The organism is Clostridiales bacterium (assembly GCA_015243575.1).
Lineage (GTDB): Bacteria > Bacillota > Clostridia > Peptostreptococcales > Anaerovoracaceae > Anoxybacterium > Anoxybacterium hadale.
On record CP042469.1, the window covers coordinates 1,664,856 to 1,689,939 of the forward strand.

The following is a 25,084-nucleotide window of genomic DNA, read 5'->3' on the forward strand; positions in this document are numbered from 1 at the left end:
ACGTGACATAATGTCAAGTTGAATTAGATTGAGCCGGCAGTGATATTTTGTAAAATTTCTCTGTTCGTGGAATCCTTTTTTGTCGGCTTAAACTGACGAAATTCAACCGTGAAACAAGCGTTAAAACAACATATTATCTGGCTGAAATGTTAGAAACAGAAACGAAGGTATTTGAATGGACTATTTTAGAAATCTGTTAAAGAACATCGACAAGTTATTGCTCTTTTTACCACTCTGCTTTGCAGTAATCAGTATCGTTATGGTGGGCAGCACATCCTACGAAGGGCAATTTATTATAACAAAAGATATCACAGTACAATTTGCAGCTTACTGTCTGGGTACCATAGCACTCTGCATTGTATTGTTATTCGATTATAAGACATTTGAGAGTATGGAAAAGATCATCTATGCAGCATCCATACTATTTCTCTTAACCGTATACATTCCGGGACTCGGTGTCGAGCATTATGGCTCCCGAGCCTGGGTAGACCTTGGCCCAATTGACATGCAGCCCTCCGAGCTGGTGAAAATTTCCTTCGTTCTGTTATTTGCCAACTATCTTTCAAGAAAAAGAGGAACGCTGGATACACTAAAAGGCATCGGTATGGCCGGACTCTACGCAGCGCCCTTTATCGTAATCATCCTGAAAGAGGATTTGGGAACGGCAGTTGTCATGTGCTTTATGACGGTTGTGATGATTTTCACCGCAGGGATTGATTACAAACTGTTTGCAAAACTTGGCGGCGTTTTTATGATCTCAATGCCGATCTTGTACCGTTTTATGGCCTCTCACCAAAAGGAGCGTATCGACGCCTTTCTTCACCCTGAGAATTTAAATCTGGCAGGTAATTATCAGGTTTACAATTCCAAGATTGCCATCGGCTCAGGTGGAATCTTTGGCAAAGGATTATTTGCGGGAACCCAAAAGGAGTTAAAGTTTCTACCGGTCCAAAAATCCGACTTCATATTTTCAGTAATTGCAGAAGAGCTGGGAATGATCGGTGGTGCAGTTGTAATTCTCCTTTACGTTGCTTTCCTTTACCGCATGTTGAAAATTGCTGACAACGCAAAGGACATGTATGGTTCTCTGATCGTAATCGGAATTCTATCCATGTTCTGTTTCCAGATCTTTGAAAACATTGCAATGGCTATGGGAATTATGCCGGTTACCGGAATTACCCTGCCGTTCATCAGTTATGGCGGTTCCTCTGTCGTAGCCAATATGGTAGCACTTGGAATCGTACTAAACGTTGGTATCAGGAGCAAGATCATTAATTTCTAATCTAAAGAAACGCTGATTCCCTGTGCCATGATCCGAATAAAAAAGCAGCCGTAAACGGCTGCTCAAGTTACTCACAAATCCCGTCGGGAGCAAAAGCTGCTGATGGGATCTTTTTTTCTACGAGGCTTCAATGATTCGATCCATGATCTTTTTAAAGTTTTGTTCTATGTAGCTTCCCTCTTTATAAACGATAGGGAGCCCATTATTTGCGGCAATGTGAATGTTCTCATCGTATTGAATGATCCCGGCCATTTCCGGTCTCATGATATCTGCTATTTCAGCTATGCCCGGAACAAGACCGGTACGGATCAAGTTAGCCATAACCTTATTAATCACATAAGTTCTTTTCTTAATTCCAATCTGAAGCAAGATCTGATCTACCGCATCTGCATCCCTTACAGCAGCATACTCCGGCACGGTAACAATCACCGCGGAATCCGCTCCCGCAGCTGCAATGGCTAGCCCCTCGTCAATACCCGCCGGTGCGTCGATGATGATATAATCAAAGCTCCGCTTTAACTTATTGCACAGAACCTTCATATGGAGCGGTGTGATCTCGGCCTTCTGCTTGTTTTGCGGGGCCGACATCAAGTACAGCTCTGGAAATCTTCTGTCCCTGATAAGGGCCTGCTTAATTCTGCAGACGCCGGACATGACATCAGCCACATCATAGACGACCTTATTTTCAAGCCCCAGGTAGATATCAAGGTTTCTAAGTCCCATGTTCATGTCGATCATGACGACCTTATATCCCTCCTGTGCCAGCTTGGCTCCCGCATTGGAAGCAAAAACCGTCTTGCCGACACCGCCTTTGCCGGATGCGACCAAAATTACCTTGCCCATATTTTTCTCCTCATTGTGTGATTCTTGTGTCAATATTGTAGTCCTCGTATATCTTGTCTAACTGAAGATATTTAGCAATAACCTCTCTCGCTACAGGAGCAGCATAACCTGCCGTTCCGCCCTGGAAAACAAGTACGCCTACGGCGATTTTAGGGTCATTAGCAGGAGCCATTGTCATAACCCAAGCAAATGGATCATAGCTTCCCTTAAAAGAGTCCAGTTTAGTGGGTGTAACCCTACCATTGCTTAAATTAAATACTGCCTGACGCACTGCGGTATTTCTTGTCGTATAATATTCGGGGTAATCCGCCATTAGTCTCGTTAATTCGCTCTCTACATCGTCCCATCTCAAACTGCTGTCAATTCTCGGAAGATACTGTTTGACATATTCTACTTCGTCAGGCGGATTGATTTTTCCTGCTCTCTCCGCAGTACCGGTCTTTCCCGCAACCTGAACTGGGAAATTTCCAAATACCCCTTTCAGACTTCCTTTGGAACCACTTGCCACAAGCTTCATCCCTGCGATGATATCATCAAGATACTTATCATCCTGAATATCTATTTTTTTGCCAGGAGCTCTTTCAACCTCATTCTGACCTTCAATTGCTTTTATCAGACTGACTTGATTATGAACGCCTTTATTCCCGATGGTTGCAATATAGTTTGCCATTTGCAGTGGGGTGTAGGCATTTTCCCCTTGCCCGATGGCAATGTTCAATTCATCACCGGTTGTCCAGGTGGCTTGATTAAAATACGTAAATTTGCAAAGATCCGCAACAGTCTCCACAAGTTCTTTTTTTACTCCCATCTTGCCCAGTCGATTGATCAATTCATTTCTTGATGGATTATCTTCTGTCCAGCTGACGATGGTTTTGATGGTATCGTTCAGCTTTTCTTTGTTGTCAATCAGTGACTTTTCGAAATAGATTTCTGCTTTTCCAAGAAGCACGTTGCGAAGCATCGCTTTGATCTGTTCCAGCTTTCTCTCTTCACTGGGAACGGGCACAACAGTTTCAGGAATCTCTATTCCAGTTTTAAGACCCAAGCCATACTGCTGAGCGTAAGCCATGATCTTTTCAATATTCATGGGTTCTCGCAGTCCCAGCGAAGTTTTCTTATAGAAATCCCGTCCTGTTGCAATATCAAAAAAATAATAATTGCAGGACACCTCGATTGCTTCTGCAAGGTTCACATATCCATGGTTTCCTCTGTATCGATTCCAGATCAAGCAGCCGTAGGTTCTGTTTCCAAGGGTAACCGCTCCTCCGTCTCGAAGCTTTCGGTTTGGATCCAGTCCGCTTTCCAGGGCAGCAGTCGCTGTCACCATCTTAAAGGTAGACCCTGGCTGGACCGCCGTTCTTGCCGCCACATTATAGAGCGGAAGCGGCGAAAGTGGATCTCTTGGATTTTCAGCCTGCAATGCATTCCAGTTTTCCTTGCTAATACCCGTGGCAAACAGGTTCGGGTCAAAATCAGGATAGCTGGCCATAGCCAGGACATCACCGGTTTTAACATCCAATGCGACAACGGCTCCCACATTTGCATTTTTATATGCTGTTCCATATTTATAGTCGCCCCACTGGCTTTTAAAGGTTCCTGCTCTCTGGATTTCAGTCAAGGCTTGCTTCAACGCTTCTTCCGCTGTCTTCTGAAGTTCCAGATCTATGGTAAGATAAACGTCCTTTCCTTTTCGCGGTTCTGTCTCATTAATGACTCTAACCAGCTCTCCAAAGGCGTTGACTTCCACGTTTTTCGTGCCATCCTTGCCCTTCAGCGTGGATTCAAATGCTTTTTCAATGCCCTCCTGCCCAACCATATCGTTGGATTTATATCCCACATAATTGGCTTTCATGCTTTCTGAGATCTGTCCCAAATATCCAAGTACATGGGATGCAGTAGTCCCATTCGGGTAATACCGTACAGATTCAGCAACAACCTCAACACCGGGTAAATCAGATTTCTTTTCCTCCATGATTACGATCGTATCGTTGGAGACACCGCCGGCGATCCTGGCAGGCATATATTTTCTGTACCCCTGGGAGGACAGTTCGTTTCTCACCACCATGATCTTCCTTGCGTCAGCATCAGAAAGGGCTGGATCAATCTTGAATCGCGCCCTCAGCGCCTGGAAGGCTTCATCGGCACTTAATTCTTTATCCAGATAATATCTGCCCAGAAAGCTTTCTTTATCCAGTTCTTTTAGGAATTTCATATTTTTCACAGAGATCGGAGGGAAGATATTATACACCGACTGCAATTCTGTTTGCGCTGCATATTTGTCAAGCCCTTCGTCGATGTTTTGCCTTTGCCTAATCTCAGCGAAGGCCTGTTCCGCTGTAAAATCGGTAGGCATAACCTGTGCAGTTAGCCATTCCTCAATTTCCTTTTGGTAGGTATAATAAAAGATTCCATTTTCGTTCAGAATCGGAAAATTATCATAATAAGAATCACCATTAGCCTCCAGAATCCGGATAAGGCTCTGTGCAACGGTATTAATCTGCTCATCTTTCAGGTCTCCTGCACTGAACTGAACGGTAAAGCTAGGAATATTCCCAGCAAGAACCCGTCCGTATCGATCAAGAATTTCTCCTCTCGGAGCAGAAGTGCTGATGCTCTTGATGCTAAGGTTTGTAGCCGCTTCCTCCCACCGTGCTCCCTCGACCACGGTCAATCCGAACAATCTGATTCCCAGTACAGACATCATCACCATGATCATAGCCAATATTTGATTATTTCTTGATTTTATCCATTTCATGATCGGTATAAGCTCCTCGCTTCCTGCAGGTTGCCGCGATACATATATCGGTCGCTTCTGTGCTTAAAGCTCTTGCTGACAAAATGATAGATGATTAATGTTACAACAGCATGATACCCAAGCAGAATCGCTTCCTTCTCCGCAACGTACAGGAAATCAAATCCATTTCCAAGCATCCGGTAAATCCCCCAGTACATCAGACCGTAGACTGTGGTCGAAACCAGCGAGACGATGACGATAGAGACTACACTTTCTTTATAAAGATAGCGCTTTAATTCACTGCAGATCAAGGCAATAGAAAACAACCCTATTGATGCAATGCCAATGATCTGCGCGAAGCAGATATCCACAAAAAGCCCAAACAGCAGGCCATATATTATACCATGATATCCTTCAAACAAAAAGGAAAATATAACAACCAAGCAAAGAATAAGATTCGGTGACATGCCGAATATACCAAAGTGATTGAGAACAGTGGTTTGTAATAAAAACGCTATGAAAAATAAAAGAAATGAATATCGGTATTTCAATGTCTCCTCCTCATCCATTTTTCAGTTTATGAAAACGCTGATTTATGGAGTATACGCAGATGGATTAGTCTTGTTGTTTTTTAACCAAAACCGTTACTTTTTGCAAGTTCTTAAAATAGGCACTAGGGTCGATGGTAACGGTCTTCAGCAACGTATCGTTATTCCAGACAACTTCCTTGACCTTTCCGATTGGAATTCCGGCTGGATACATTCCAATTCCCGATGTAATCAGAACATCCCCTTCAATCACTGCTGCTTCAGGATCTATCATATATCCATCCAAAGCACCCTTGCCGTCACCGGACAGGATACCCAGCAGCTGCATGTCCCTGAAAACCTTAAAGCTTACGGAATTCGATTCATCGATTACCGAGATAATCTTCGACCAATTTGGTCCGGTTTCCAGTACTCTTCCGATCAGTCCATCGCCGTTAATTACAACTGCATCCCGGTAAATCCCGTCATCAGTGCCTGCGTTAATCGTAAACAGATTGAACCAATTGGAGCCGTCCATGGCAATTACATCGGCAGTTACAAGCTCATAAGTTGAAGCAACTTGGTCATAGCCAAGGATATTGGAGAGATTCCGCAATTCTGCCAATTCCGCTTCCGTAAGTTTGTTCTGAATGATCTGCCTATTTAAATCGGATACCTGTTTCTTAAGTTCTTCGTTTTCCTTCAGAATACTCCGGAATTGAAAAATCCCCTTCAGTCCTGATCGAATTCCATTTCCGGCATCGGAAAACGGTTCCTGTACTAGGGCTGTAACTTTCTGTACACTTCGCCCTAAAACAGTGCTTCTCCCCACATGACTGTAAGAAATAGCCATGATGACGATCAATATGAAGAATATTGACAGTATCGTTGATAATACTCTATGTTCTCTTAGCCAATTCATACTCTCTTTTTTGTGCCTCTTCCTGCATATTTTTGTATCTTTTCGATATTAGACAAACTTTTTCCTGTTCCTTCTGCAACAGCTTCCAGTGCGTTTTCAGCGATGGTTACCTTCAAGCCAGTAGACTGCTCAATCAGCGTGTCTAGACCGCGGATCAGTCCACCGCCTCCGGAAAGCATCAGTCCATTGCTGACAATGTCAGCAGATATCTCAGGCGGTGTTTTTTCCAAAGTACTTCTAATACCGTCGATGATGATTTTAATCGGTTCTTCCAGCGCCTTCATAGCGTCAATAGAATTGATGCTGATGGTCTTGGGAAGTCCAGTTATAATATCTCTTCCTCTGGCATTCATCTGTCTTATGGAATCAGGATCTGATTTATCTATGTAAGCACAGCCGATTTTTTCTTTGATTTCTTCAGCTGTTTTATCTCCAATCAGCAGATCATACTGCTTTCTCATATAGGCGATAATTGCTTCGTTAAGCTTGTCCCCAGCATGCCGAAGGGATGTGCTGGTAACGATTCCTCCCAGTGCAATGATCGCGATGTCAGAAGTTCCACCTCCAATATCTGCGATCATACAGCCCATTGCACTGTCAACCGCAAGACCGGTACCGATGGCTGCAGCCATGGGCTCTTCCAAGATATAAACTTCTTTCGCACCCATCTGCCGGATCACTTCTTCTACTGCACGCTTTTCTACTTCTGTTACTCCCGAGGGCACGCCCACTACAATACGTACCTTGGTAAAAATAGAGGTCTCTGGCATAACCCGCTTAATGTAGGATCTGAGCATGCTTGCAGTCATCTCAAAATCTGAGATGACGCCGTCCTGAAGCGGTCTGATAACCCGAATATTTTCGGGAGCCTTACCGATCATGTTCTTTGCCTCTCTGCCTGTTGCAAGTACACTTTTTGTATAGGAGTCCACCGCTATGACAGAGGGTTCATTTAGGACGATCCCCTTGTTTTTTATATAAATCAGAGTATTAGCCGTACCCAGATCAATTCCCATGTCTTTTACAAATAAGCACATCTTGAATCCTCTCCTTTAACAAGATTTCCATCGACTAAAGCTATAACAGCATTTTTTCTTTGAGACTAAAATAGATTCCATCACCAATGATCAGGTGATCAAGCAGTTTTATACCGAGAATTTCTCCCGCTTCTGCCAATCTTTGGGTTATATCCACATCAGTCTTGCTAGGCTCCGGATTTCCGCTTGGGTGGTTGTGAACTGCAATAATAGAGCATGCACTTTTTTTGATCGCAGTACAAAACACCTCTCTGGGATGTACCACAGAGCTGTTGAGGTTTCCGACGGATATGGTTTCAATCATAATGATTTCGTTCTTGGTGTTTAGAAGCAAGACCTTAAAATATTCTTTTTTTAAATATCTCATCTCTTCCAGGAATAAGGAAGCAACCTCATCCGGTGATTTGATATTAATCTTCTTTTGCTTCGGCTTTGTTGCAATTCGTTTCCCCAGTTCGATTGCTGCAATGATCTGACAGGATTTTGCCATGCCCATGCCCGGTATCAAGGATAAATCCTCTGGCAGACATCCTGTCAGATAAGAAATTCCCTCATCTTCTATAGACAGTATGCGGTTGGCAAGCATGACTGCCGACATTTCTCTTGTTCCCGTCCCGATAAGAATGGCAAGCAGCTCCGCATTGGACAATGCGCCCGCTCCATATTGGATCAGCTTTTCTCTGGGTCTTTCCTCGGAAGGCAGTTCTTTTATCAAGGCTCTCTTATTGTGATTCATCACGTTTCCCCTGTTATTTTCTGCGATCCTCCCTCTGCATCAATCGACATAATACAACATTGTTGTATCCAATCCACCAATGCCTGCTCTTATCCAAAAATACAACATATTTATATGCTATATTGCCCCTAAACTCGTTATTCCCACAAGTATTTAATATTTTATCATTTTGCCACGTCTAATACAATTAGAATTGTTAAAATTTCAAATAAAATCATTTCCTGCAGACCCGATGTTCGACAAATTATAACATGGTTAACCGCACCAGTCGAGTTATATTTTGTAAGCATTGAGCATCCTGCTTATAAAATATTTCCTTCTATATTATTGACCTCTTGAGACATAATAATAATGAAAAAAAGATTTAAAATTTTTAGGAGGTAATTATATGGATAAGTCAAATAAAAACCACAGCATTAAATGTACTGTAGATTCTTGTAAAAATCATTGTGACAGCGGGGCATACTGTGCTTTAAGCCAGATTCAGGTAGGAACTCATGAAAAGAATCCAGCAAAAGACCAATGTACTGATTGCCAATCCTTTGAAGCCACTTGGTAAACAGATTAACAGAAAAACCGCCGGGATAATAAGTTCGGGCGGTTTTTCATTTTTATTGTACGGATTTCATTTCAATGATAAACTAAAACTTAATGCAGTGCCGTTTATAGCGGTTCCGAGAAAATTTTAGCAGCTTCTGCTAAATTGCTACAACCAGAAAAAGGAGAATCCTTATGGAAAGCAGGATCATATTAGCGTCCTCGTCACCGAGAAGAATAGAACTATTAAAAGCCTGCGGCATCGAGCCGATCATCATCCCTCCCTCAGGCGTCAGTGAAGATCTTTCTCTGCCCTTATCAATGGAGCAGGCTGTCATGTACCTAGCCCTAAAAAAGGGGCTTTATTCTGAGAAGATATATCTATCCCAATATGAAAGCGATGACAGTGCTCTCACTCCGGCGGTATTAATTGCAGCGGATACCATAGTTTTTAAAAATGGAATGATTGGTAAACCCTTGGATAGGGCGGATGCTGCTGCAACACTAAAGCGGCTGAGAAATTCCAGTCACTACGTTGCAACTGGTGTTTCCCTGATCAAGCCCGGCACAAATAAACGTTCCGTTTTCTTTGATGTGACAGAGGTATTCTTCAAGGATTACAGTGACGAGGAGATCGATCAGTATCTCGATACACAAGAACCTTGGGATAAGGCAGGCAGCTACGCGATTCAAGGCTATTGGGGAAAGCACATCAGCCATTTTGCCGGTAGTTACGATAATGTCATCGGCTTTCCCTGGGGCCTAATTCAGTCAATTCTAAAAGAATCATGGCCTGAAATAAGCCTTAAGAACGAAACGATATCACCAACTGATTGAGACAGGTCTTACTGTCCCCTTTTTACATAGACAGGCACTATTCCCCCTTAAAATGCATATAAATCTAATACTATTTTCGATTAAAACGAAAGACAGAAGATAGTAGATGGAGCTGCTCTCACTTATCATCCGGATCCGGCTGAGAGCGGTATAACATTCGATATGCACTGAAAGGGGTTCAATTATGAGCATTTCTTTAATACTCACATCCCTGCTGTTATCAAACCCTCTTGCTCTACTTTCTTCCTATGTATCAATGGGAAATTCTTTTCCCCAACCATTGTCTGATACAGAGGAAACGTATTATCTTTCCCTCTATGAGCAAGGGGACAAGGAAGCCAAAAACATCCTTGTGGAACGCAATCTGAGGCTGGTGGCGCATATAGCAAAAAAATATGCAAATACAGGGAAGAATCCTGACGATTTAATTTCCATCGGCACAATCGGTCTGATCAAATCTGTAAACACTTACAATCGAAACAAGAGTGTCAGACTTGCAACTTATGCTGCAAAATGCATCGAGAATGAAATTCTGATGAATATCAGAACAACAAAAAAGACAAAGATTGAGATTTCTCTTAATGATCCCGTTGGTACAGATAAGGACGGAAACGAAATCAATTTCAACGATATTCTCGGAACGGATACTGATGCCATCATCGATGATATCGATAACAAAATGCAGGTAAAGAAGCTGCATGAAGCAATCTGCCACCTTCTCAAGGACAGAGAAAGGCTTGTAATCGTGAAGCGCTTCGGCCTGGCTGGAGAATGTGCTAAGACGCAGAGAGAAGTCGCCAAGGAACTAGGCATTTCCCGCTCCTACGTGTCCCGAATCGAAAAAAAGGCAATCCTGAAGCTCAAGGATGCCTTTTCTGAAGAATATGACCTTTAAGAATTCAATTTTTATTGAGATACTCTGCCATCTGACGGAACAGCGGCACAGCGGATGCTCTGCCTGACCCTCCCGATTCGACGAACACAGTAATTACATATTCGGGATCATCAACAGGAAAAAATCCGGTGAACCAGCCATGCACCACCAATCGGCCATGAGACGCGGCTTCTGCCGAACCTGTTTTCCCGGCAATGGCAATCCCCGCTCCCGTAAGGTTGTTCGCTGTTCCGTAGTTTACGGTATCTACCATCATCCCCGCAATAAAATCCGCCGTTTGCTTACCGAGGACCCTTTTAGAGGGTCTTTTTTTCTCATAGGTGGTTTTTCCGTTCTCTGTGGTGCCTTTAATGAGCGAAAGACCATGATCAATACCCCCCGCTGCTATAATGGACGTTACTCTCGCAGCTTGAGCCGGAGTTACCAGAAGCTTTCCCTGACCGATTGATAAATTGCCGATCCCTGCGCCCTGAATATCATATTCGCCAGGCAAGGTTCCCGTCTTTTCCTCGACATAGTCCTGAAATGCTTTTTCACCAATTCCGAATGCTTTGGCCATTTCTATGATGCTCTCCGCCCCAGTCATCTGACCGATCTGGATAAAGGCAGAGTTGCAGGATTTTGCAAATGCATCTCGCAGATTGATTTCGCCATGACCTTCTTCTTTGGAGCAATTGATCCTGATTCCATTAATCTCTTCATACCCTTTGCAAAAGAATTTGCTGTTTTCGTTAACTGCGCCGCTCTCCAGCGCAGCTGCCGCTACAATGATCTTAAAGATTGATCCGGGAGGGTACAAACTCTGTGTCACTTTATTGAGAAATTCCTCATTGCTGCTGTTCAGATACTGCTCCACATGAGCTGGATTATAAGCAGGCGTACTCGCTCCCGCCAATACGTCTCCGGTCTTAGCATCGACCACGATGATAGAACCGCTCCGCCCTGCATCTTTTAGAACTTGTTCGGCTTTTTTCTGAATATTAAGATCCAGTGTTGTAATCACACCACAGTCAGGGTTTGCAACCGTACTTGAAATACCGAGACCGGGTATGATCATTCTCCTGCCATCTACTGATGCGTATACTACTTTTTGTTTCTTTGATAGTATTTCGTTGAATTCCTTTTCAATCCCTGATGCGCCTACTCCATCCTTCTCATTGATATATCCTACAAAATGAACCGCTGGTTGGTCTTCTCTGTACCTTGTGGCTCCTTTAATAATAAAGGCATTATAATCCCGTTTGAGAACATAAGCCGCATCCTCGCTGAATGTACTGCTCCGATATACTTGATACCTCTTATTCTCATTTTCCACTTTCTGTGCGCCTATAATTTGCATGATCCTTGCCGCGGTGGAGTCAAAGGCAGTTTTTTGAATAATATAGATAAAGCTTTCTTCAGCACCGGTCAGCCGCTTTCCGTTTCGATCATAAATCGTTCCCCTGGTATCCTCGCCGTTCAGGGTAATTCTCTGCTGCTTTGCATTAACAGAAGCATATTTATCACTGTCTATAATCTGAATCATCGTAAGCCTGCCGATCAATCCCAGCAGCAGTAAGACAAAGCAGATCGCTACCGCCCATAATCTTCGTTTCATAAAAATACCCCCTGAGACTATTTTTCCATCGTCAGGGGGTTTTTATACTTCTATTCACAACATCACAAAGCACGCGCTTTGTTTTTTGCAGCCTTGATTGTGGAAGGGACGCAGGGCTTCCCGTAGAAACCGTCCGATCCCGAAAATTTTATCAATTCAATCCGGTTGATCCTACGGATTACTAAAGTGTTTTCTAAGGAAACCGTACCCTCCTTTGACAAAGTGCAACACGCCTGAAGCGGCGAAATTGGAACGCCGGCGGTGTTCTCGTCCTTGCGTTACGTAAAGTAACGCTGCGTCCTGCGGCCTTGCCGGTGCTCCAATTTCATCAGCTCAGGTCCCCAAGTCAACTGAATGAGTTTGCAGACGGCAAATTTGTTCAATGGCCAGGCAGCTTTTCGCTGACATAGTGGTTCTATGTTAACGAAAAGCTAACAACGGCAGTGGACAAATTTGCCTTTTCAAACCGTGTTGGACCTTGTCAAAGGAGGGTAGCCCTTATCACCGACTTTTATGCGCAGCATCTTCGCGGCATCAAAGCCTGTGGTTGTTTCTGTCGCTTAATTGTGTAAGGGGTACAGGGCTTCCCGTAGAAACCGTCCGATCCCGAAAATTTACCGAATAACAGAATCTTAAAATTTGAAGGGTGAGCGGTTTCCGAGGGGAGCCCTGCGTCCCTTACAATTAAAGTTCGTGCATAAACAACCCACTGCCCAATTTCGGTTCAAACCATGTTGACTTGGGCGGCATGACCATATCCTTATCGGATACAGCCAGAAGGTCGGCAATTGATACTGGATGAAGGGCAAAGGCTACTGTCATATCCAGTGAAACTCTGCGCTCAAGCTCCTTCAGTCCCCTGATACCGCCGACAAAATCTATTCTCTTGTCTGTTCTGGGATCTTTAATTCCAAGAACGGGATCCAGCAGATGATCCTGCAGAATGGATACATCCAGACACTGAATCACATCCTCCTCACAGATAATTTCAGACTTGGCAGAAAGCTTATACCATTGATCCTTCAAATACATTCCAAAGATATGCTTTCCTTCCGGTCTGTATGGCCCTTCAGCAACAGGTAACACTTCAAATTTATCAGAAATTTTATTCAAAAAATCTTCTTCCGAAAGTCCATTCAGATCTTTTACAACACGGTTGTAGTCAAAAATTTTCAGATCAGAATCTGGGAAGATCACTGCCATAAAAAAGTTGAACTCTTCTTCTCCTGTATAGTCAGGATGCTCGTTTCTGCGCTTCTGACCTACCTTGACTGCTGAAGCCGACCTATGATGACCATCAGCAATATAAAGAGCCTCCGTTTCTCCAAACAGCGTTGTCAGGGCATCCACCAAAGACCGATCAGAAATGACCCACAAGGTATGACCAATTCCATCCTCGGTAACAAAGTCATATTCCGGCGCATGGCTGCTCATCCAGCCTTCGATGATCGTACGCAGTCTCTTATCATCTCTGTAGGTCAGAAATACCGGTTCTGTATTGGTGTTGCAGCGATCAAAATGATTGATCCTGTCGATTTCTTTTTCCACTCTGGTGAATTCATGCTTTTTTATGGTATTGTTCAGATATTCATCAATGGACACACAGCCAACGATTCCTGTCTGGGCACGCCCGTCCATAACCTGCTTATAAATATAAAGGAACGGTTCTTCGTCTCTGAGCAGGATTCCGTCCTTTAGGTAGTTTTCAATATTCGATTTTGCTTTTGCATAAACCTCTTCCGTATATGGGTTTTCTACCTCAGGAAGGTCTATTTCGGATCTGCAAATATGCAGAAAGCTATACGGATTTCCCTCCGCCATTTTCGCTGCTTCTTCTCGGTTCATTACGTCGTAGGGCAGCGATATCATTTTATCGGCCAGCGCACCGGCCGGACGTATCCCACGAAAGGGTCTTACGATTGCCATTTTATAACCTCCAATATTCTCTGTGTCACTTCTTCGATTGTCAGACCTGTAGTATCCAGTTCCACCGCATCTTCTGCTTTTCTCAAAGGATTGAGTTTTCTCGTAGAATCATTATGATCCCTTTGTATAATGTCTGCTTCCACCTGTTTCAGATCTATGGCCTCACCTTTTTCTGTAAGCTCAAGCCACCTTCTGCGTGCTCGTTCTGCAGTAGAAGCGGTTACGTAAAACTTGAATTCTGCATCCTTAAGTACATTTGTACCGATGTCTCTGCCATCCATTACAACACTCTTTCGCTGAGCCATGTTTCGCTGTAAAGCCACCAGCTTTTCCCGAACCTCAGAAATGGCAGAAGTATCTGATGCAATCTTTGATATTTCAGGGGTTCTGATCCTTTCATTGATGACCTCTCCGTCAAGGATAATATTACCGTCAGAAAAATCAATCTCTGTATCCCCAAGCATGTGCCTTAACGTCTCCAGGTTATCAATTGAAATGTTGTTTTTCAGCATTTTATATCCGATAGCTCTGTACATTGCGCCGGTATCAATGTAATCCATTCTAAGAATCCTGGCAACATTTTTTGCGATGGTGCTCTTTCCTGCACCGGATGGACCATCAATGGCGATTCTGATCTTATCTGTCATTGATCTTATCCCTTCCAAGAAGCTTCTCGATTTCCGCAATAAAAGTATTTACATCTTTAAACTGCCTGTACACAGAAGCAAACCGCACATAGGCTACTTCATCCAGGCCCTTAAGGTGTTCCATGATGACCTCGCCGATCAGCTTGCTCTCCACTTCCTTTTCCATCATATTGTTCAGCCCGCGTTCGATCTCTTCCACAATTCTCTCGATGGATGCAATGGAAACCGGTCTTTTTTCACAAGCTTTTATAATGCCGTTCATCACTTTATTTCTATCAAAAGCCTCTCGGCTTCCGTCTTTTTTGATCACCATAAAGATCATTTCCTCCACCTTCTCATAGGTGGTGAAACGTTTGCTGCAGCTGTCGCATTCCCTCCTGCGGCGAATGGCATGTCCCTCTTCCGTTGGTCTTGAGTCAATTACTCTCGTATCAGGATTTTCACAAAACGGGCATCTCATCTTCTATCCTCCATTACATGATAATAGCTTCATCTTATACAATAGCTATATTACCTTTGCTCTATTTTACCCATATCTTGTGCCCCATGCAAGTTATTTCTGATTCTTAGACTTCTTGCGCTCCTTTAATCCTCCTCCTGATCCCCACCTCTGTCCGTCTTTCCGTAGCCGTTGATATTAGTCATGTAGCTTCGATCATAGGTTTCTTCTGTATCAAATAAGCCGGCCACATCCACGAGTATAACATCATCTCCAATCCGTTTGATGTCTTTCCATTTGATGATATAATCGCTGTCACCCCTGCCGAAAAAGCTGAAAAAACTCCTCTGCGCAGGTACGATAATGCCCTCGATGGTACCCTTTTCAAGATTTACCTCAATATCATAAACATAGCCCAGACTTTTCCCGTCATAGATGTTGATAACCTCTTTATTCTTCAGATCCTGTGTGCTTATCATCCTTTTCATCCCCCTTATCTGTTTCTGTTCTTCTCTTTCAGTCTTTACTTTATCAAGTAAGGACTTGTCTCTATCAAATTTCATATATGATATTTATGTTGGACAAAGAAAAAGTATGCGCATCTACGCATACTTTTTCTTTGCCGTTTTATCTTGTATTTGTCATATTTCCTCGACTGCTGCTCACGCTATTCAATCAGCGCTGCTTAGATATGATAAGCAACCTCTTTATGAATGGACACGTCCAGACCCTCTTTTTCCTCGTCCGGCGTTACTCTAACAGGCACAAAGTGGTTGGTAACCTTCAGGATCAGATACGTTACGATAAAAGCATACACTGATGCAATCAGAACACCTGCAAGCTGTACAAGGAACTGATGTACATTTCCGGCGATCAGACCGCTTGTTCCATTGACTGACTCTACAGCGAAAACGCCTACTAAAATGCTGCCCAGCATGCCTCCTACACCATGAACGCCCCATACATCAAGAGCATCATCCCAGTCAAGTTTGATGCGAAGCAGTACGGCATAATAGCAGACAATGCCGGATACCAAACCGATAATGACGGCTGCCCAAGGCTCAACAAAACCGGCTGCCGGCGTGATCGTAGCCAAGCCTGCCACCGCACCGGTCAGCGCACCCACAAAGCTGGGTTTTTTATCTCGTTTCCACGAAATCGCAAGCCATGTGATCATTGCTACAGATGCTGCAATGTCAGTATTAATAAATGCTACCGATGCAACGGCATTCGCTCCCAACGCGCCGCCTGCATTAAATCCAAACCAGCCGAACCAGAGCAGACCTGTGCCCAATGCCACATACGTGATATTGTGAGGTTCCTTCTGATCCTCAGTAAGATTTCTCTTACCGACGAAAAGAACCGATGCAAGAGCTGCAAGACCGGCACTGGCGTGAACAACAATACCTCCCGCAAAATCAACAACTCCAAGCTGTTGGAGAAAGCCGCCGCCCCAAACCCAATGTGCAAGCGGAATATAGATTAAAAAGCTCCATGCAACAAGAAAAATCAGATAACTTTTAAAGTTAACCCGATCGGCAAAGGCTCCCGTTATCAATGCCGGTGTTATGATGGCAAACATCTGCTGATAACTGAAAAAGGTTAAAAACGGAATCGTCGAGCCATAGGTTTCATTGGGTGCCATTCCAACCCCCTGAAGCAAGGCATACTTGAGGCCTCCTATGATACCACCGATATCCGGGCCAAAGGTCAGAGAAAAACCAACCAGAACCCATATAATCGTTACCACCCCCATAGAGATAAAACTCTGCATCATGATGGTCAATACGTTTTTTCGTGAAACCAGTCCGCCATAAAAGAATGCAAGACCAGGCGTCATCAGACATACCAAAGCAGCGCATATAATAATAAATGCTGTATCACCGCTGTTGATCATTTCAGTCACTTCCTTCCTCTTATTTGAATAGGGAAAGCTGATCAATGAGGGGCCGAACAGGTTGAAAAGCTGCTCTTATGGCACTAATTCAATCAGCTTCTCCGCAGATTATGAATTCATCTTCATCATAAAAAAATAAGGGTTCTGTGGAAATACCGCAAAACCCTTATTTTAATCAGGAAAATCCTTTATATTTCGATCAGATGGTTTCTGGCTGCATAAAGAACCAGTTCGGTGATATTTTTGAAGTTATTCTTCCGCATAATGTTTGCCCGATGGGTCTCGACAGTTTTGACGGAGATCATAAGCATATCGGAAATTTCCTTATTGCTGTACCCCTCTGCCAGCAGTTTTAAAATTTCCCGTTCCCGCAGAGACAAATCGCTTCCCCGCCGCTCGTTGGACAAAAATCCGTGCAGGAGGATCGGGGAAAGCTCTGAGGAAACGTAGATTTTACCCTTTTGCACTGTGTGAATTGCTTTAATCAGCTCCTCAAATGCATTTTCCTTCAGCACATACCCCTTTGCGCCGCTTTCAAAGGCCTCCGCCACAATTTCCTCGCTTTTATGCATAGTGAGAAAGATAATCTTAAGGTCTGGGAATTGTCTGGTAAGGTTTTTAGCCACATCCAGTCCGCTCCGTTTTGGCATGGATATATCAAGAATCAGGACATCTGCTCCTGCAGTTCTCATTCCCTCTTCCACCGTAAGACCGTCATCTGCCTCTCCCACCACATGAATGTCCTCTTCCTGCCCAAGAAGGATATTCAGGGATTCCCGCAGGATTTTATGATCATCCGCCAGATAGATTTTTATTTTATCACTCATCTGTAACCGGCACCTCCACGATAATTCTCGTTCCCTTTCCCGCAGTACTTTCAATCCTGAAATTACCGCCAAGCATCTTAATCCGATCCTCCATAGAAGGAATCCCAACACCGCATTCCCCTCTGTTTACTTCAAAACCAATTCCGTCATCCAGAATATGAAAGGCATAGATTTCAGATCCTGCACTACCTGCGCATTGGATTCCAGACACTACGCCTGCTATAATTTCAACTTGTTTGGCATCAGCATGCTTGACCACGTTGGTCAGTGCTTCCTGTATGACACGGTAGATGTTTAAGGTGACTGTCTCATCAAAGTGAGGAATCGGTTTTGCTATGGTCAAAGAGCAGCTGAGCGTTCCCGTATGATTGATATCCTCGGTCATTGCAGTCAGCCCTCCCGCAAGGCCATTTTCGGCAAGCGGTTTTGGTTTCAGATTGTTGAGAACATTCCTGATCTCCGAGATGGAATTCTCTGTCAACGCCACTGCCTTCTCCGTATTTTGGAGGACACTCCTGCGCTGCTTGTCGTTTGTATTTCCGCACCGCTCCTGATCCTTAGCAGATGATTCCAGCTGTTTTTTTGTCATGCCCAGTATTAGCTTTAAAGCTGCGAGACTTTGCCCCACACCGTCATGAAGATCTCTTGCAAGCTTGGTCTTTTCCTGCTCCTCTGTCACTGCAAGAAGGCGGGCTTGTTTTCTAAGAAGTTCATTCTTATCATTAATTTCCCGCTCATATCCACTGATCTCCATATATTTTTCCCAAGAATAGATATCGGCAAATTCGACGATATTCAGCCCTTTTTCTTCCTCCTCTACTGTTACGCGAAGACCCATCGTCTTGTCTATGAGGCGAAACATCAAATAGGCCATTCCAAACGCCCAGCAGAAGTTGACACCAAGACCAAGCAGCTGGACTAGAAATTGGCTTAGTCGATCCGAAGTATGCAGCATCTCTGCTTTCATGAAAAAAGGCAGTAAAAGAGTCCCAGCGATCCCGCCAAACAGGTGAATAGGAACCGCACCCACCGCATCGTCTATGCCAGCTTTGTCCAGAAGATAGCTGGAAAGATCCACTGCCATTCCCGAGAGCAAGCCGATGATTAGTGCAGACATAGGTTCAAGATAATAGGAAGCAGCAGTTATAGCAACTAGCCCGCCTAAGGTCCCATTGAAAATTGAAATCAGATAACCCCCATTCCTGGAAAGCATCAGATTAGCTATCAAAGCACCTGCCATTCCGGAGGCGGCTGCAAGATTTGTATTGAGAAGGATAAGTCCCACTTTATCGTTGAATGCGAGGATGCTTCCTCCGTTGAAACCAAACCAGGCAAACCACAAAATAAAGACACCCAATGCAGCAAAGGGAATATTTGATCGGCTATTTCTGGGTTTGTTCCTCTTCCCGACAGCCATCAAACCAGCAAGTGCAATAAATCCTGCGGTCGTATGAACTACTGTGGCTCCGGCAAAGTCAATAAATCCAAGAGAGGCCAGCCAGGTATCCTGTTTCAGAAACAATCCGCCCCAGACCCAATGGCCATATACAGGAAAAATCAAAGCTGCACTGATCACTGCAGCAATCTGAAGGGGGAAAAGTTTCGTCCGCTCGGACATAGAACCGGCAAAGATCGTCACTGCCGTCGCTGCAAACATCAGCTCAAAAAACACAAAGGCATATCCCAAAGGAGATGCTTCCTGAATGCCGACAAAGTGCCAAAAGCTATTTCCAATGACACCCTTCCAAGTTTGTCCGAACATTAATGGAAAGCCGATCAGACTGAATCCAATGGTTGTGATCATAAATGTCAAAAGATTTTCGATGGCCACAGAGATAACATTTTTGCTCTGTACAAAGCCAACCTCATAGCAGATAAACCCCGCCTGCATAAAGAATACGAAGCAAGCACAAATGATGATCCAAAGGGTATTAATATCCTGCAAGCCGTTCACCTTCTCACTCATCTTTTAAAGCCCGACCGGATGCTAGAACCGGTTACTCAGACTGATTGGGCACACCGAATCACCAGTGTTCCCCTAAATATAAGCCATGGTTTTTAGAATATAGATCCATAAGGTTATTGAAATGGGTGATATGAGCATGGATAAAACTACGATACCGGAAGCCAAAACACTGTCGTTTCCCATATTTTTTGCCATGATATAGCAAGTGGGTGTAGCTGGTGCCCCCAGCATAATCAAAACAGCAATCATCGCCTGATCCCGAAAGCCTAACATCACTGCCACCGGGAGGAAAATCGCCGGTTGAAGAATCAGTTTAATAAAAGAAGCAGCTACCGCAATATTAAATTTCCCAAGCGCTTGATGAAGCTGAAAACCGGCACCAATTGCAATGAGCGCAAGGGGTGTGGCCATATTTGCGAAGTTATTCAAGCTTTTTAGCGCAATTCCGGGCAATTCAACCTCCAACAAGGAAAAAGGAAGCCCAGCAAAGATTGCAATGATAATCGGGTTGGTAATAATCCCTACGAGAGATGCCCGAACCCTGCTGCTGACACCTTCCCCGCACGTTTCCCCTCTAATGGTTAAGACCACAACAGAAAAAATATTGTAAAGCGGAACTGCGGCAACGATCATCAATGGCGCCAAACCAGCATTTCCGTAGATATTTTGAACAAATGCGATTCCTAGTACCGCCATGCTTCCTCGGAACGATCCCTGTACAAAACTGCCTATAAGGCTTTTATCCTTGAGAAAAAGCTCTGCAAAGAACCAAATAGCGGCAAAGCAGATGCTGGTTGCAATCATACAGTATAGAAAGAAGGTCAAGTTAAAATCAGACTTGATATCCATGGCTGAAATGTCCCGGAACAAAAGAATGGGAAGCGTAACTTTAAAATTGAACCGATCGGCTACATTAACGAAATTATCATTCAGCATCCCCTTTTGTTTTAAAAGCCATCCCACAATCATTACTACAAATACCGGAACGGTAGCATTCAAGCTGTATATAAAATTATCCAATATTAAACCTCTTATGAATTCATTTATGCTGGTTCATCAACCATCATTATGACACTTTCTGTGAAAAGATACAATGGTCCAATTGAAAAGCATGTTTCTACTTGTAAAGCATGTTTCCAATTTATAAGCGACAAAAGGCTGAAGCTGCAATAAAGCTGCTGAGAAAAAATCTCCCCCTTGCAGGGAATCAGTTTATCAGAAACCGTCCCTTCAAGGAGGAGCATCTACTTGGTTTTATCGTATTCTTTCGTTCCACAATAAATCTATGATTCATATGGAAACAGTATAACAGGTTCAATTCCCAATTCACGATCAGAGCAGATAGAAAGAGTCAAGTCTCAAACTCTCTGCATTATCTCCTTGCCTGACCTTTCTGTGCAGCCTAGAAGGGCCCGTATTGAATCATCTGGGCAACTACTACAAATACTGCTCCTGCCAGATACCACGTGATAATTGCCGGCAAAATCCACTTCGCCCACTTTGTCCATGGAATCTTTGCGAGGGCTAGTCCTGCCATGAAATATCCGGAAGTCGGTGTAAAGATGTTGGAGATTCCATCTCCAAGCTGATAAGCCAAAACCGCGGTTTGTCTCGTTACGCCAACCATGTCTGACAATGGTGCCATCAGCGGAATGGAGACTGCTGCCTGTCCGCTTCCCGACGGAATAATGAAATTCAACAGACATTGGAAGATGTACATACCGATTGCAGTCACTGCTGATGGTAATGTAGAAAGCAGGTTTGCAGCAGAATATAAAATTGTATGGATAATATTCCCGTCTGTCAATACAACCAGAATCCCTCTGGCAAAACCTACAATTAGAGCACCTGCCGCGACTGCCGCCATTCCCTTACCCAGTGATTCTGCAAAGCCGTTCAAGCCCATTTTGCCAATCAATCCAACAATGATGGCCATGCCCAAAAACAAGGCGGAAATCTCATTGAAATACCAACCATATGTAATAACGCCGTAGATTAAAAGCGCAATGGAAACTACAAATACTAAGAGGATTAGCTTTTCTTTACCGCCAAATTCATGTAAATTATCAAGATCAAGATTATCTTCTCTTTGTCTGTCAATTTCATACATGGGGCTTAGTTGTGGATTCGCTTTGATTTTGCTTGCATAGCGCATAACAAATACAATCGCGATGGCAACCATTACAACAAAGACGACCAGTCTAAACTGTAAACCCGAGAACATTGGTAGCTCTGCAATTCCTTGGGCAACGCCGATTGTAAAAGGATTCATAAAGGCTCCCGCAAAACCAGCCCCTGCTCCCATAAGCACAATAGCCGTACCGGTGATAGAGTCAAATCCCAATGCAATGCATAAGCTTACCATGATAGGGATAAACGGCAAGGTTTCTTCTGCCATGCCGATAACAGAACCTCCAAAGGCAAAAGCAATCATGATTACTGGAATTAGAAGTGTTTCTTTTCCTGCAAAGGTGCGGGTTAATCTTCCCAACCCAGCCTCGATTGCTCCGGTATCCTGCAGCACGCCGAAGCTGCCTCCAACAATAAATATAAAAAATATAATTCCTGCAGCTTCATTCATACCCCTTGGTACTGACGATAGAAAACCCATTAATCCAACTGGGGAGCTTTCCACGCTGTGATACGTTGCCGGATCAACTACGTCTCTTGTTCCGTTTCCTGTCTCAATTGTCATCATGTCATAATTTCCGGCCGGTACAATATAAGTTAGAGCCGAACAAACTAGGATAATTGACAATAACAGCACATACACATGTGGTACCTTCAATTTCTTCTTTTCTTGCATATTTCGTTACCTCCTTTAAGAAACATTAAAAACTAAAAAAATTCATAAAATGGAATTGGAACCTCTAAAAAAATGATTGATATGATATAAATCTGCCTGCTTTACCATTGACAATATGATTGTGATCCACCGCTATTTTCCCATTTACGATGACATAATCGATGCCGACAGGAGGTTTTAACTCAGTAAAATCTGCTCCGTCCTGAATGGTATCAGGATCAAAAATGGTTATATCTGCATCCCCGCCCTCGATGATCTGACCCTTAGATTGTAAATCCAGCCGTTTTGCAGGCTCAATCGTCATCTTTCTTAATGCATCCATTAAGGAAATTACCTTGTCTTCTCTTACATATTTCCCCAAGACTCTGGGAAAAGCGCCTGCGGCACGCGGATGCCCATTGCCATTATTGATAATCCCATCGCTGGCAATCATTCCATGGGGGTTTGCGATTGCTTCAGCGATTTCATCCTCGTTCATCACAAAGGCCACGACCAGCATTTGGGGGGTCTCTTTTCTAATTTCTTCAAATCGTTCTTTATTACAAAATTGATTTTTATATTTGCCATCGGTGATTAGAATCTTGTCATAGGATTTACCCCAGTTTTCAAAGCAGCCTTCATCAAATACAGCTGACCCGATATGGGTTGAGAATGCATGGTAAGGGTAAGTATCATAGTTAATTTTAGGATTTCTCATTATCTCTTGATTGAGCAGATCCAGCACAGATTTCATTTGTCCCATGGCTGCGCAGCTGCTCAAATGCGAAATCTGAAATTTCATATTTGATTGATCAGCAATTTGAATCATCTCTGTTATGGAATCTATCGCCCGAACCGAATCCCATCTGTAGTGAGCTGAAACAAATAAATTACTGTCATCAATATTTCCTAAAATGTTCATAATTTCTTCGGTGTCCATACCCGGGTCGTATTCGATTCCGAAAGAGAAGCCAAAGGCCCCTTCCTCTAATTCTTTCCTCATTTGCATAAGAAGCAGCTTCTGCTGCTCTTCATCAGCCTTTTCATATTTATTAATACCTGCCTTGCTTCGGTGAGAGTTGTAACCCACCAGCATCAGATAATTCACCGGAGCACCGCCCAAACCGCTGATGGTCTCTTTGAATGCCTTCAAATTCTGATATTGCACACCACAATTGCCTCCCAGACATGTGGTGACACCCATTCTCAGCATCATTTCAGAAATTATGTATTTCTCGCCTTCCCGTGCGAAATCTTCCTCATGCATATGGATATCAATAAATCCCGGTGCAACAATCTTTCCTGCTGCATCAATTACAGTTTCTGCTGATTCTGATATGCATCCGATTTTCGCAATTTTCCCGTCCTTGATTCCAATGTCAGCTTTTATCATTTCTTGTGCTTGATAATTAGGATAGCTCCCGCTTTTGATGATAATGTCAAACATGTTTTTCAACCACTTTCATACAATATTTTTTTCGATATTATAACAGCTTCTCATTACATTCCGTATTATGGACTCAATTCTATATTGTGGACTATTAAGTTTTTAATAGTATATCACCGAGGTTTTACGGGGTCAATGAATTTTTTGAAAATTTAGAAATGATTCAATTGGATCTAAAATGGATACAGAAAACAAATAAAAATGGACTAGCAGGAATCTTAATAATAAAAGGCCGCTGCAAGATATTTCATCTCACAACGGCCTCACTTCTCGTTTCCCACGCTGATTTTAAAGAAGAATTTCTCGTAGTTCCTCTGCTCCTTTAAAAATTTCCTCCAGCCAATGCTCTTTTTTTGATTCTAAAGTTGAAGATTTGATTGCACCCAAAGCAATGCACCCAGCTAAACTGCCATCCTTTTTAAAAACTGGAACCCCTAGACCCACTGTACCATCTAAATACTCGTCTGCGCTTTCACCATACCCTCGTTTTCTGATGGCTCTGTACTCTTCCAGCAGCTGCTGATGATCCATAATAGCCCCAGGGGACACTTGTTTCAGCTCTAATTTCGGCACAATTTCACTCAATGCTTCATCTGAATGGGAAAAGGTCATCAAAACTTTTCCATAGCATCCGCTGTTAACCGGGTAAATGGCTCCTGCCAAATATCGGATCCGGGTATCCTGCATTTGAGATTCATATACGCTTACCACATCGGTTCCTTCCAAAACTGCGTACCCGACCTGCTCACCTGTAGCACTCGCGATATGTTCAATCACTCTGCGGATTTCCATATAAATGTCCGTATTGTTGGCATAGATCATACCCATCTGATATGCCTTGTATCCTACTGTGTATTTTCCTTCGTAATTTTTCCTCACATAATTTGCGTCTTCCAGGGTATTTAAAATTCTGTGAACAGTAGGCTTACTAAAGCCCAATTTGTCACTCAGTTCCTTCGCAGAATAGGAATATGGTCTATCGGCAAAAGAATTGAGGATACATAAAGTCTTTTCAATTGCATTGTTTTTATCTGATTTTCCATCCTCATCGTACATAATGATTCAAATCCCCTTTGGTAGTTTGGCAGCCTTATATTGTTATATATTGGTTATGAAATAATACAAAGGATAGTATACCAAACTTATTAAGGAAAAACAAATGAACACAAAATGTAATGGGTCTGAAAATACCACGGAAGATGA

22 protein-coding genes are annotated in these 25,084 nt (G+C 43.3%); 4 read left to right on the forward strand and 18 right to left on the reverse strand.

Annotated features, from left to right (window positions below; translation table 11 throughout):
* Positions 1-175: 175 nt before the first annotated feature.
* Positions 176-1,282 (forward strand): rod shape-determining protein RodA, encoded by a 1,107-nt coding sequence (rodA, locus tag FRZ06_07260; protein QOX63157.1) that lies wholly within the window; start codon positions 176-178, stop codon positions 1,280-1,282.
* 117 nt (positions 1,283-1,399) lie between these two features.
* Here the strand turns inward: rodA and minD are convergent, their stop codons facing one another.
* Genes minD through FRZ06_07290 form a run of 6 tightly spaced genes read right to left on the reverse strand, consistent with a single transcriptional unit; the run spans position 1,400 to position 8,081 of the window.
* Positions 1,400-2,125 carry a septum site-determining protein MinD gene (minD, locus tag FRZ06_07265; protein QOX63158.1) on the reverse strand — a complete coding sequence of 242 codons (726 nt, stop codon included), beginning with the start codon at positions 2,123-2,125 and terminating at the stop codon, positions 1,400-1,402.
* A gap of 10 nt (positions 2,126-2,135) precedes the next feature.
* On the reverse strand, positions 2,136-4,880 hold the full coding sequence (locus FRZ06_07270; GenBank protein QOX63159.1) for a penicillin-binding protein: 2,745 nt from the start codon (positions 4,878-4,880) through the stop codon (positions 2,136-2,138).
* The gene (gene mreD / locus FRZ06_07275) at positions 4,877-5,428 is read right to left on the reverse strand and encodes a rod shape-determining protein MreD (protein ID QOX63160.1); all 552 of its coding nucleotides are present in this window, start codon (positions 5,426-5,428) and stop codon (positions 4,877-4,879) included. Before mreD ends, FRZ06_07270 begins: the two co-directional genes overlap by 4 nt.
* Positions 5,429-5,474: 46 nt before the next feature.
* Positions 5,475-6,308 (reverse strand): rod shape-determining protein MreC, encoded by an 834-nt coding sequence (gene mreC, locus FRZ06_07280; protein QOX63161.1) that lies wholly within the window; start codon positions 6,306-6,308, stop codon positions 5,475-5,477.
* Positions 6,305-7,345, reverse strand: a complete 1,041-nt coding sequence (locus FRZ06_07285; protein ID QOX63162.1) for a rod shape-determining protein — start codon at positions 7,343-7,345, stop codon at positions 6,305-6,307. The genes mreC and FRZ06_07285 overlap by 4 nt, the downstream gene beginning before the upstream one ends.
* A gap of 40 nt (positions 7,346-7,385) precedes the next feature.
* Entirely contained in the window at positions 7,386-8,081 is a 696-nt protein-coding gene (locus tag FRZ06_07290; protein ID QOX63163.1) for a JAB domain-containing protein, read from the reverse strand.
* A 388-nt stretch (positions 8,082-8,469) separates the two neighbouring features.
* Between FRZ06_07290 and FRZ06_07295 the strand changes: the two genes are divergently transcribed.
* The 3 genes from FRZ06_07295 to sigK all read left to right on the forward strand — a co-directional run bounded on the left by FRZ06_07295 (position 8,470) and on the right by sigK (position 10,350).
* Positions 8,470-8,640, forward strand: a complete 171-nt coding sequence (locus FRZ06_07295) for a DUF1540 domain-containing protein (GenBank protein QOX63164.1) — start codon at positions 8,470-8,472, stop codon at positions 8,638-8,640.
* 173 nt (positions 8,641-8,813) lie between these two features.
* Positions 8,814-9,455, forward strand: a complete 642-nt coding sequence (gene maf, locus FRZ06_07300) for a septum formation protein Maf (protein ID QOX63165.1) — start codon at positions 8,814-8,816, stop codon at positions 9,453-9,455.
* A 184-nt stretch (positions 9,456-9,639) separates the two neighbouring features.
* Positions 9,640-10,350: an RNA polymerase sporulation sigma factor SigK gene (sigK, locus tag FRZ06_07305; GenBank protein ID QOX63166.1), complete on the forward strand. Its 711-nt coding sequence runs from the start codon at positions 9,640-9,642 to the stop codon at positions 10,348-10,350.
* Positions 10,351-10,354: 4 nt separating this feature from the next.
* Here the strand turns inward: sigK and FRZ06_07310 are convergent, their stop codons facing one another.
* The 12 genes from FRZ06_07310 to FRZ06_07365 all read right to left on the reverse strand — a co-directional run bounded on the left by FRZ06_07310 (position 10,355) and on the right by FRZ06_07365 (position 24,937).
* Positions 10,355-11,947, reverse strand: a complete 1,593-nt coding sequence (locus FRZ06_07310; GenBank protein QOX63167.1) for a penicillin-binding protein 2 — start codon at positions 11,945-11,947, stop codon at positions 10,355-10,357.
* 684 nt (positions 11,948-12,631) lie between these two features.
* Entirely contained in the window at positions 12,632-13,873 is a 1,242-nt protein-coding gene (locus FRZ06_07315) for a DUF1015 domain-containing protein (GenBank protein ID QOX63168.1), read from the reverse strand.
* Complete coding sequence (locus tag FRZ06_07320; protein ID QOX63169.1) at positions 13,861-14,520, reverse strand: (d)CMP kinase; 660 nt, start codon at positions 14,518-14,520, stop codon at positions 13,861-13,863. The genes FRZ06_07315 and FRZ06_07320 overlap by 13 nt, the downstream gene beginning before the upstream one ends.
* Positions 14,510-14,980 (reverse strand): transcriptional repressor NrdR, encoded by a 471-nt coding sequence (gene nrdR, locus FRZ06_07325; protein QOX63170.1) that lies wholly within the window; start codon positions 14,978-14,980, stop codon positions 14,510-14,512. The genes FRZ06_07320 and nrdR overlap by 11 nt, the downstream gene beginning before the upstream one ends.
* A 125-nt stretch (positions 14,981-15,105) precedes the next feature.
* The gene (locus tag FRZ06_07330; GenBank protein QOX63171.1) at positions 15,106-15,438 is read right to left on the reverse strand and encodes a YlmC/YmxH family sporulation protein; all 333 of its coding nucleotides are present in this window, start codon (positions 15,436-15,438) and stop codon (positions 15,106-15,108) included.
* A gap of 206 nt (positions 15,439-15,644) precedes the next feature.
* Positions 15,645-16,856: an ammonium transporter gene (locus FRZ06_07335; GenBank protein QOX65868.1), complete on the reverse strand. Its 1,212-nt coding sequence runs from the start codon at positions 16,854-16,856 to the stop codon at positions 15,645-15,647.
* A gap of 188 nt (positions 16,857-17,044) precedes the next feature.
* The gene (locus FRZ06_07340) at positions 17,045-17,683 is read right to left on the reverse strand and encodes a response regulator transcription factor (protein QOX63172.1); all 639 of its coding nucleotides are present in this window, start codon (positions 17,681-17,683) and stop codon (positions 17,045-17,047) included.
* Positions 17,676-19,649 carry a histidine kinase gene (locus FRZ06_07345; protein ID QOX63173.1) on the reverse strand — a complete coding sequence of 658 codons (1,974 nt, stop codon included), beginning with the start codon at positions 19,647-19,649 and terminating at the stop codon, positions 17,676-17,678. Before FRZ06_07345 ends, FRZ06_07340 begins: the two co-directional genes overlap by 8 nt.
* 72 nt (positions 19,650-19,721) lie before the next feature.
* On the reverse strand, positions 19,722-20,669 hold the full coding sequence (locus FRZ06_07350; protein QOX63174.1) for an AEC family transporter: 948 nt from the start codon (positions 20,667-20,669) through the stop codon (positions 19,722-19,724).
* 382 nt (positions 20,670-21,051) lie between these two features.
* Positions 21,052-22,455: a putative basic amino acid antiporter YfcC gene (yfcC, locus tag FRZ06_07355; GenBank protein ID QOX63175.1), complete on the reverse strand. Its 1,404-nt coding sequence runs from the start codon at positions 22,453-22,455 to the stop codon at positions 21,052-21,054.
* A gap of 64 nt (positions 22,456-22,519) precedes the next feature.
* Positions 22,520-23,881 carry an amidohydrolase family protein gene (locus FRZ06_07360; GenBank protein QOX63176.1) on the reverse strand — a complete coding sequence of 454 codons (1,362 nt, stop codon included), beginning with the start codon at positions 23,879-23,881 and terminating at the stop codon, positions 22,520-22,522.
* A gap of 288 nt (positions 23,882-24,169) precedes the next feature.
* Positions 24,170-24,937 carry an IclR family transcriptional regulator gene (locus tag FRZ06_07365; GenBank protein QOX63177.1) on the reverse strand — a complete coding sequence of 256 codons (768 nt, stop codon included), beginning with the start codon at positions 24,935-24,937 and terminating at the stop codon, positions 24,170-24,172.
* Positions 24,938-25,084 lie beyond the last annotated feature (147 nt).

What these genes read in the sequence shown, in the direction of transcription:
- FRZ06_07335 (QOX65868.1), bottom strand. Translation starts at nt 16,856, where the DNA reads ATGATCAACAGCGGTGATACAGCATTTATTATTATATGCGCTGCTTTG.
- maf (QOX63165.1), top strand. Translation starts at nt 8,814, where the DNA reads ATGGAAAGCAGGATCATATTAGCGTCCTCGTCACCGAGAAGAATAGAA.
- FRZ06_07315 (QOX63168.1), bottom strand. Translation starts at nt 13,873, where the DNA reads ATGGCAATCGTAAGACCCTTTCGTGGGATACGTCCGGCCGGTGCGCTG.
- nrdR (QOX63170.1), bottom strand. Translation starts at nt 14,980, where the DNA reads ATGAGATGCCCGTTTTGTGAAAATCCTGATACGAGAGTAATTGACTCA.
- FRZ06_07320 (QOX63169.1), bottom strand. Translation starts at nt 14,520, where the DNA reads ATGACAGATAAGATCAGAATCGCCATTGATGGTCCATCCGGTGCAGGA.
- mreC (QOX63161.1), bottom strand. Translation starts at nt 6,308, where the DNA reads ATGAATTGGCTAAGAGAACATAGAGTATTATCAACGATACTGTCAATA.
- FRZ06_07285 (QOX63162.1), bottom strand. Translation starts at nt 7,345, where the DNA reads ATGTGCTTATTTGTAAAAGACATGGGAATTGATCTGGGTACGGCTAAT.
- FRZ06_07310 (QOX63167.1), bottom strand. Translation starts at nt 11,947, where the DNA reads ATGAAACGAAGATTATGGGCGGTAGCGATCTGCTTTGTCTTACTGCTG.
- FRZ06_07295 (QOX63164.1), top strand. Translation starts at nt 8,470, where the DNA reads ATGGATAAGTCAAATAAAAACCACAGCATTAAATGTACTGTAGATTCT.
- FRZ06_07290 (QOX63163.1), bottom strand. Translation starts at nt 8,081, where the DNA reads ATGAATCACAATAAGAGAGCCTTGATAAAAGAACTGCCTTCCGAGGAA.
- yfcC (QOX63175.1), bottom strand. Translation starts at nt 22,455, where the DNA reads ATGCAAGAAAAGAAGAAATTGAAGGTACCACATGTGTATGTGCTGTTA.
- rodA (QOX63157.1), top strand. Translation starts at nt 176, where the DNA reads ATGGACTATTTTAGAAATCTGTTAAAGAACATCGACAAGTTATTGCTC.
- FRZ06_07340 (QOX63172.1), bottom strand. Translation starts at nt 17,683, where the DNA reads ATGAGTGATAAAATAAAAATCTATCTGGCGGATGATCATAAAATCCTG.
- mreD (QOX63160.1), bottom strand. Translation starts at nt 5,428, where the DNA reads ATGGATGAGGAGGAGACATTGAAATACCGATATTCATTTCTTTTATTT.
- minD (QOX63158.1), bottom strand. Translation starts at nt 2,125, where the DNA reads ATGGGCAAGGTAATTTTGGTCGCATCCGGCAAAGGCGGTGTCGGCAAG.
- sigK (QOX63166.1), top strand. Translation starts at nt 9,640, where the DNA reads ATGAGCATTTCTTTAATACTCACATCCCTGCTGTTATCAAACCCTCTT.
- FRZ06_07330 (QOX63171.1), bottom strand. Translation starts at nt 15,438, where the DNA reads ATGATAAGCACACAGGATCTGAAGAATAAAGAGGTTATCAACATCTAT.
- FRZ06_07345 (QOX63173.1), bottom strand. Translation starts at nt 19,649, where the DNA reads ATGAGTGAGAAGGTGAACGGCTTGCAGGATATTAATACCCTTTGGATC.
- FRZ06_07365 (QOX63177.1), bottom strand. Translation starts at nt 24,937, where the DNA reads ATGTACGATGAGGATGGAAAATCAGATAAAAACAATGCAATTGAAAAG.
- FRZ06_07270 (QOX63159.1), bottom strand. Translation starts at nt 4,880, where the DNA reads ATGAAATGGATAAAATCAAGAAATAATCAAATATTGGCTATGATCATG.
- FRZ06_07360 (QOX63176.1), bottom strand. Translation starts at nt 23,881, where the DNA reads ATGTTTGACATTATCATCAAAAGCGGGAGCTATCCTAATTATCAAGCA.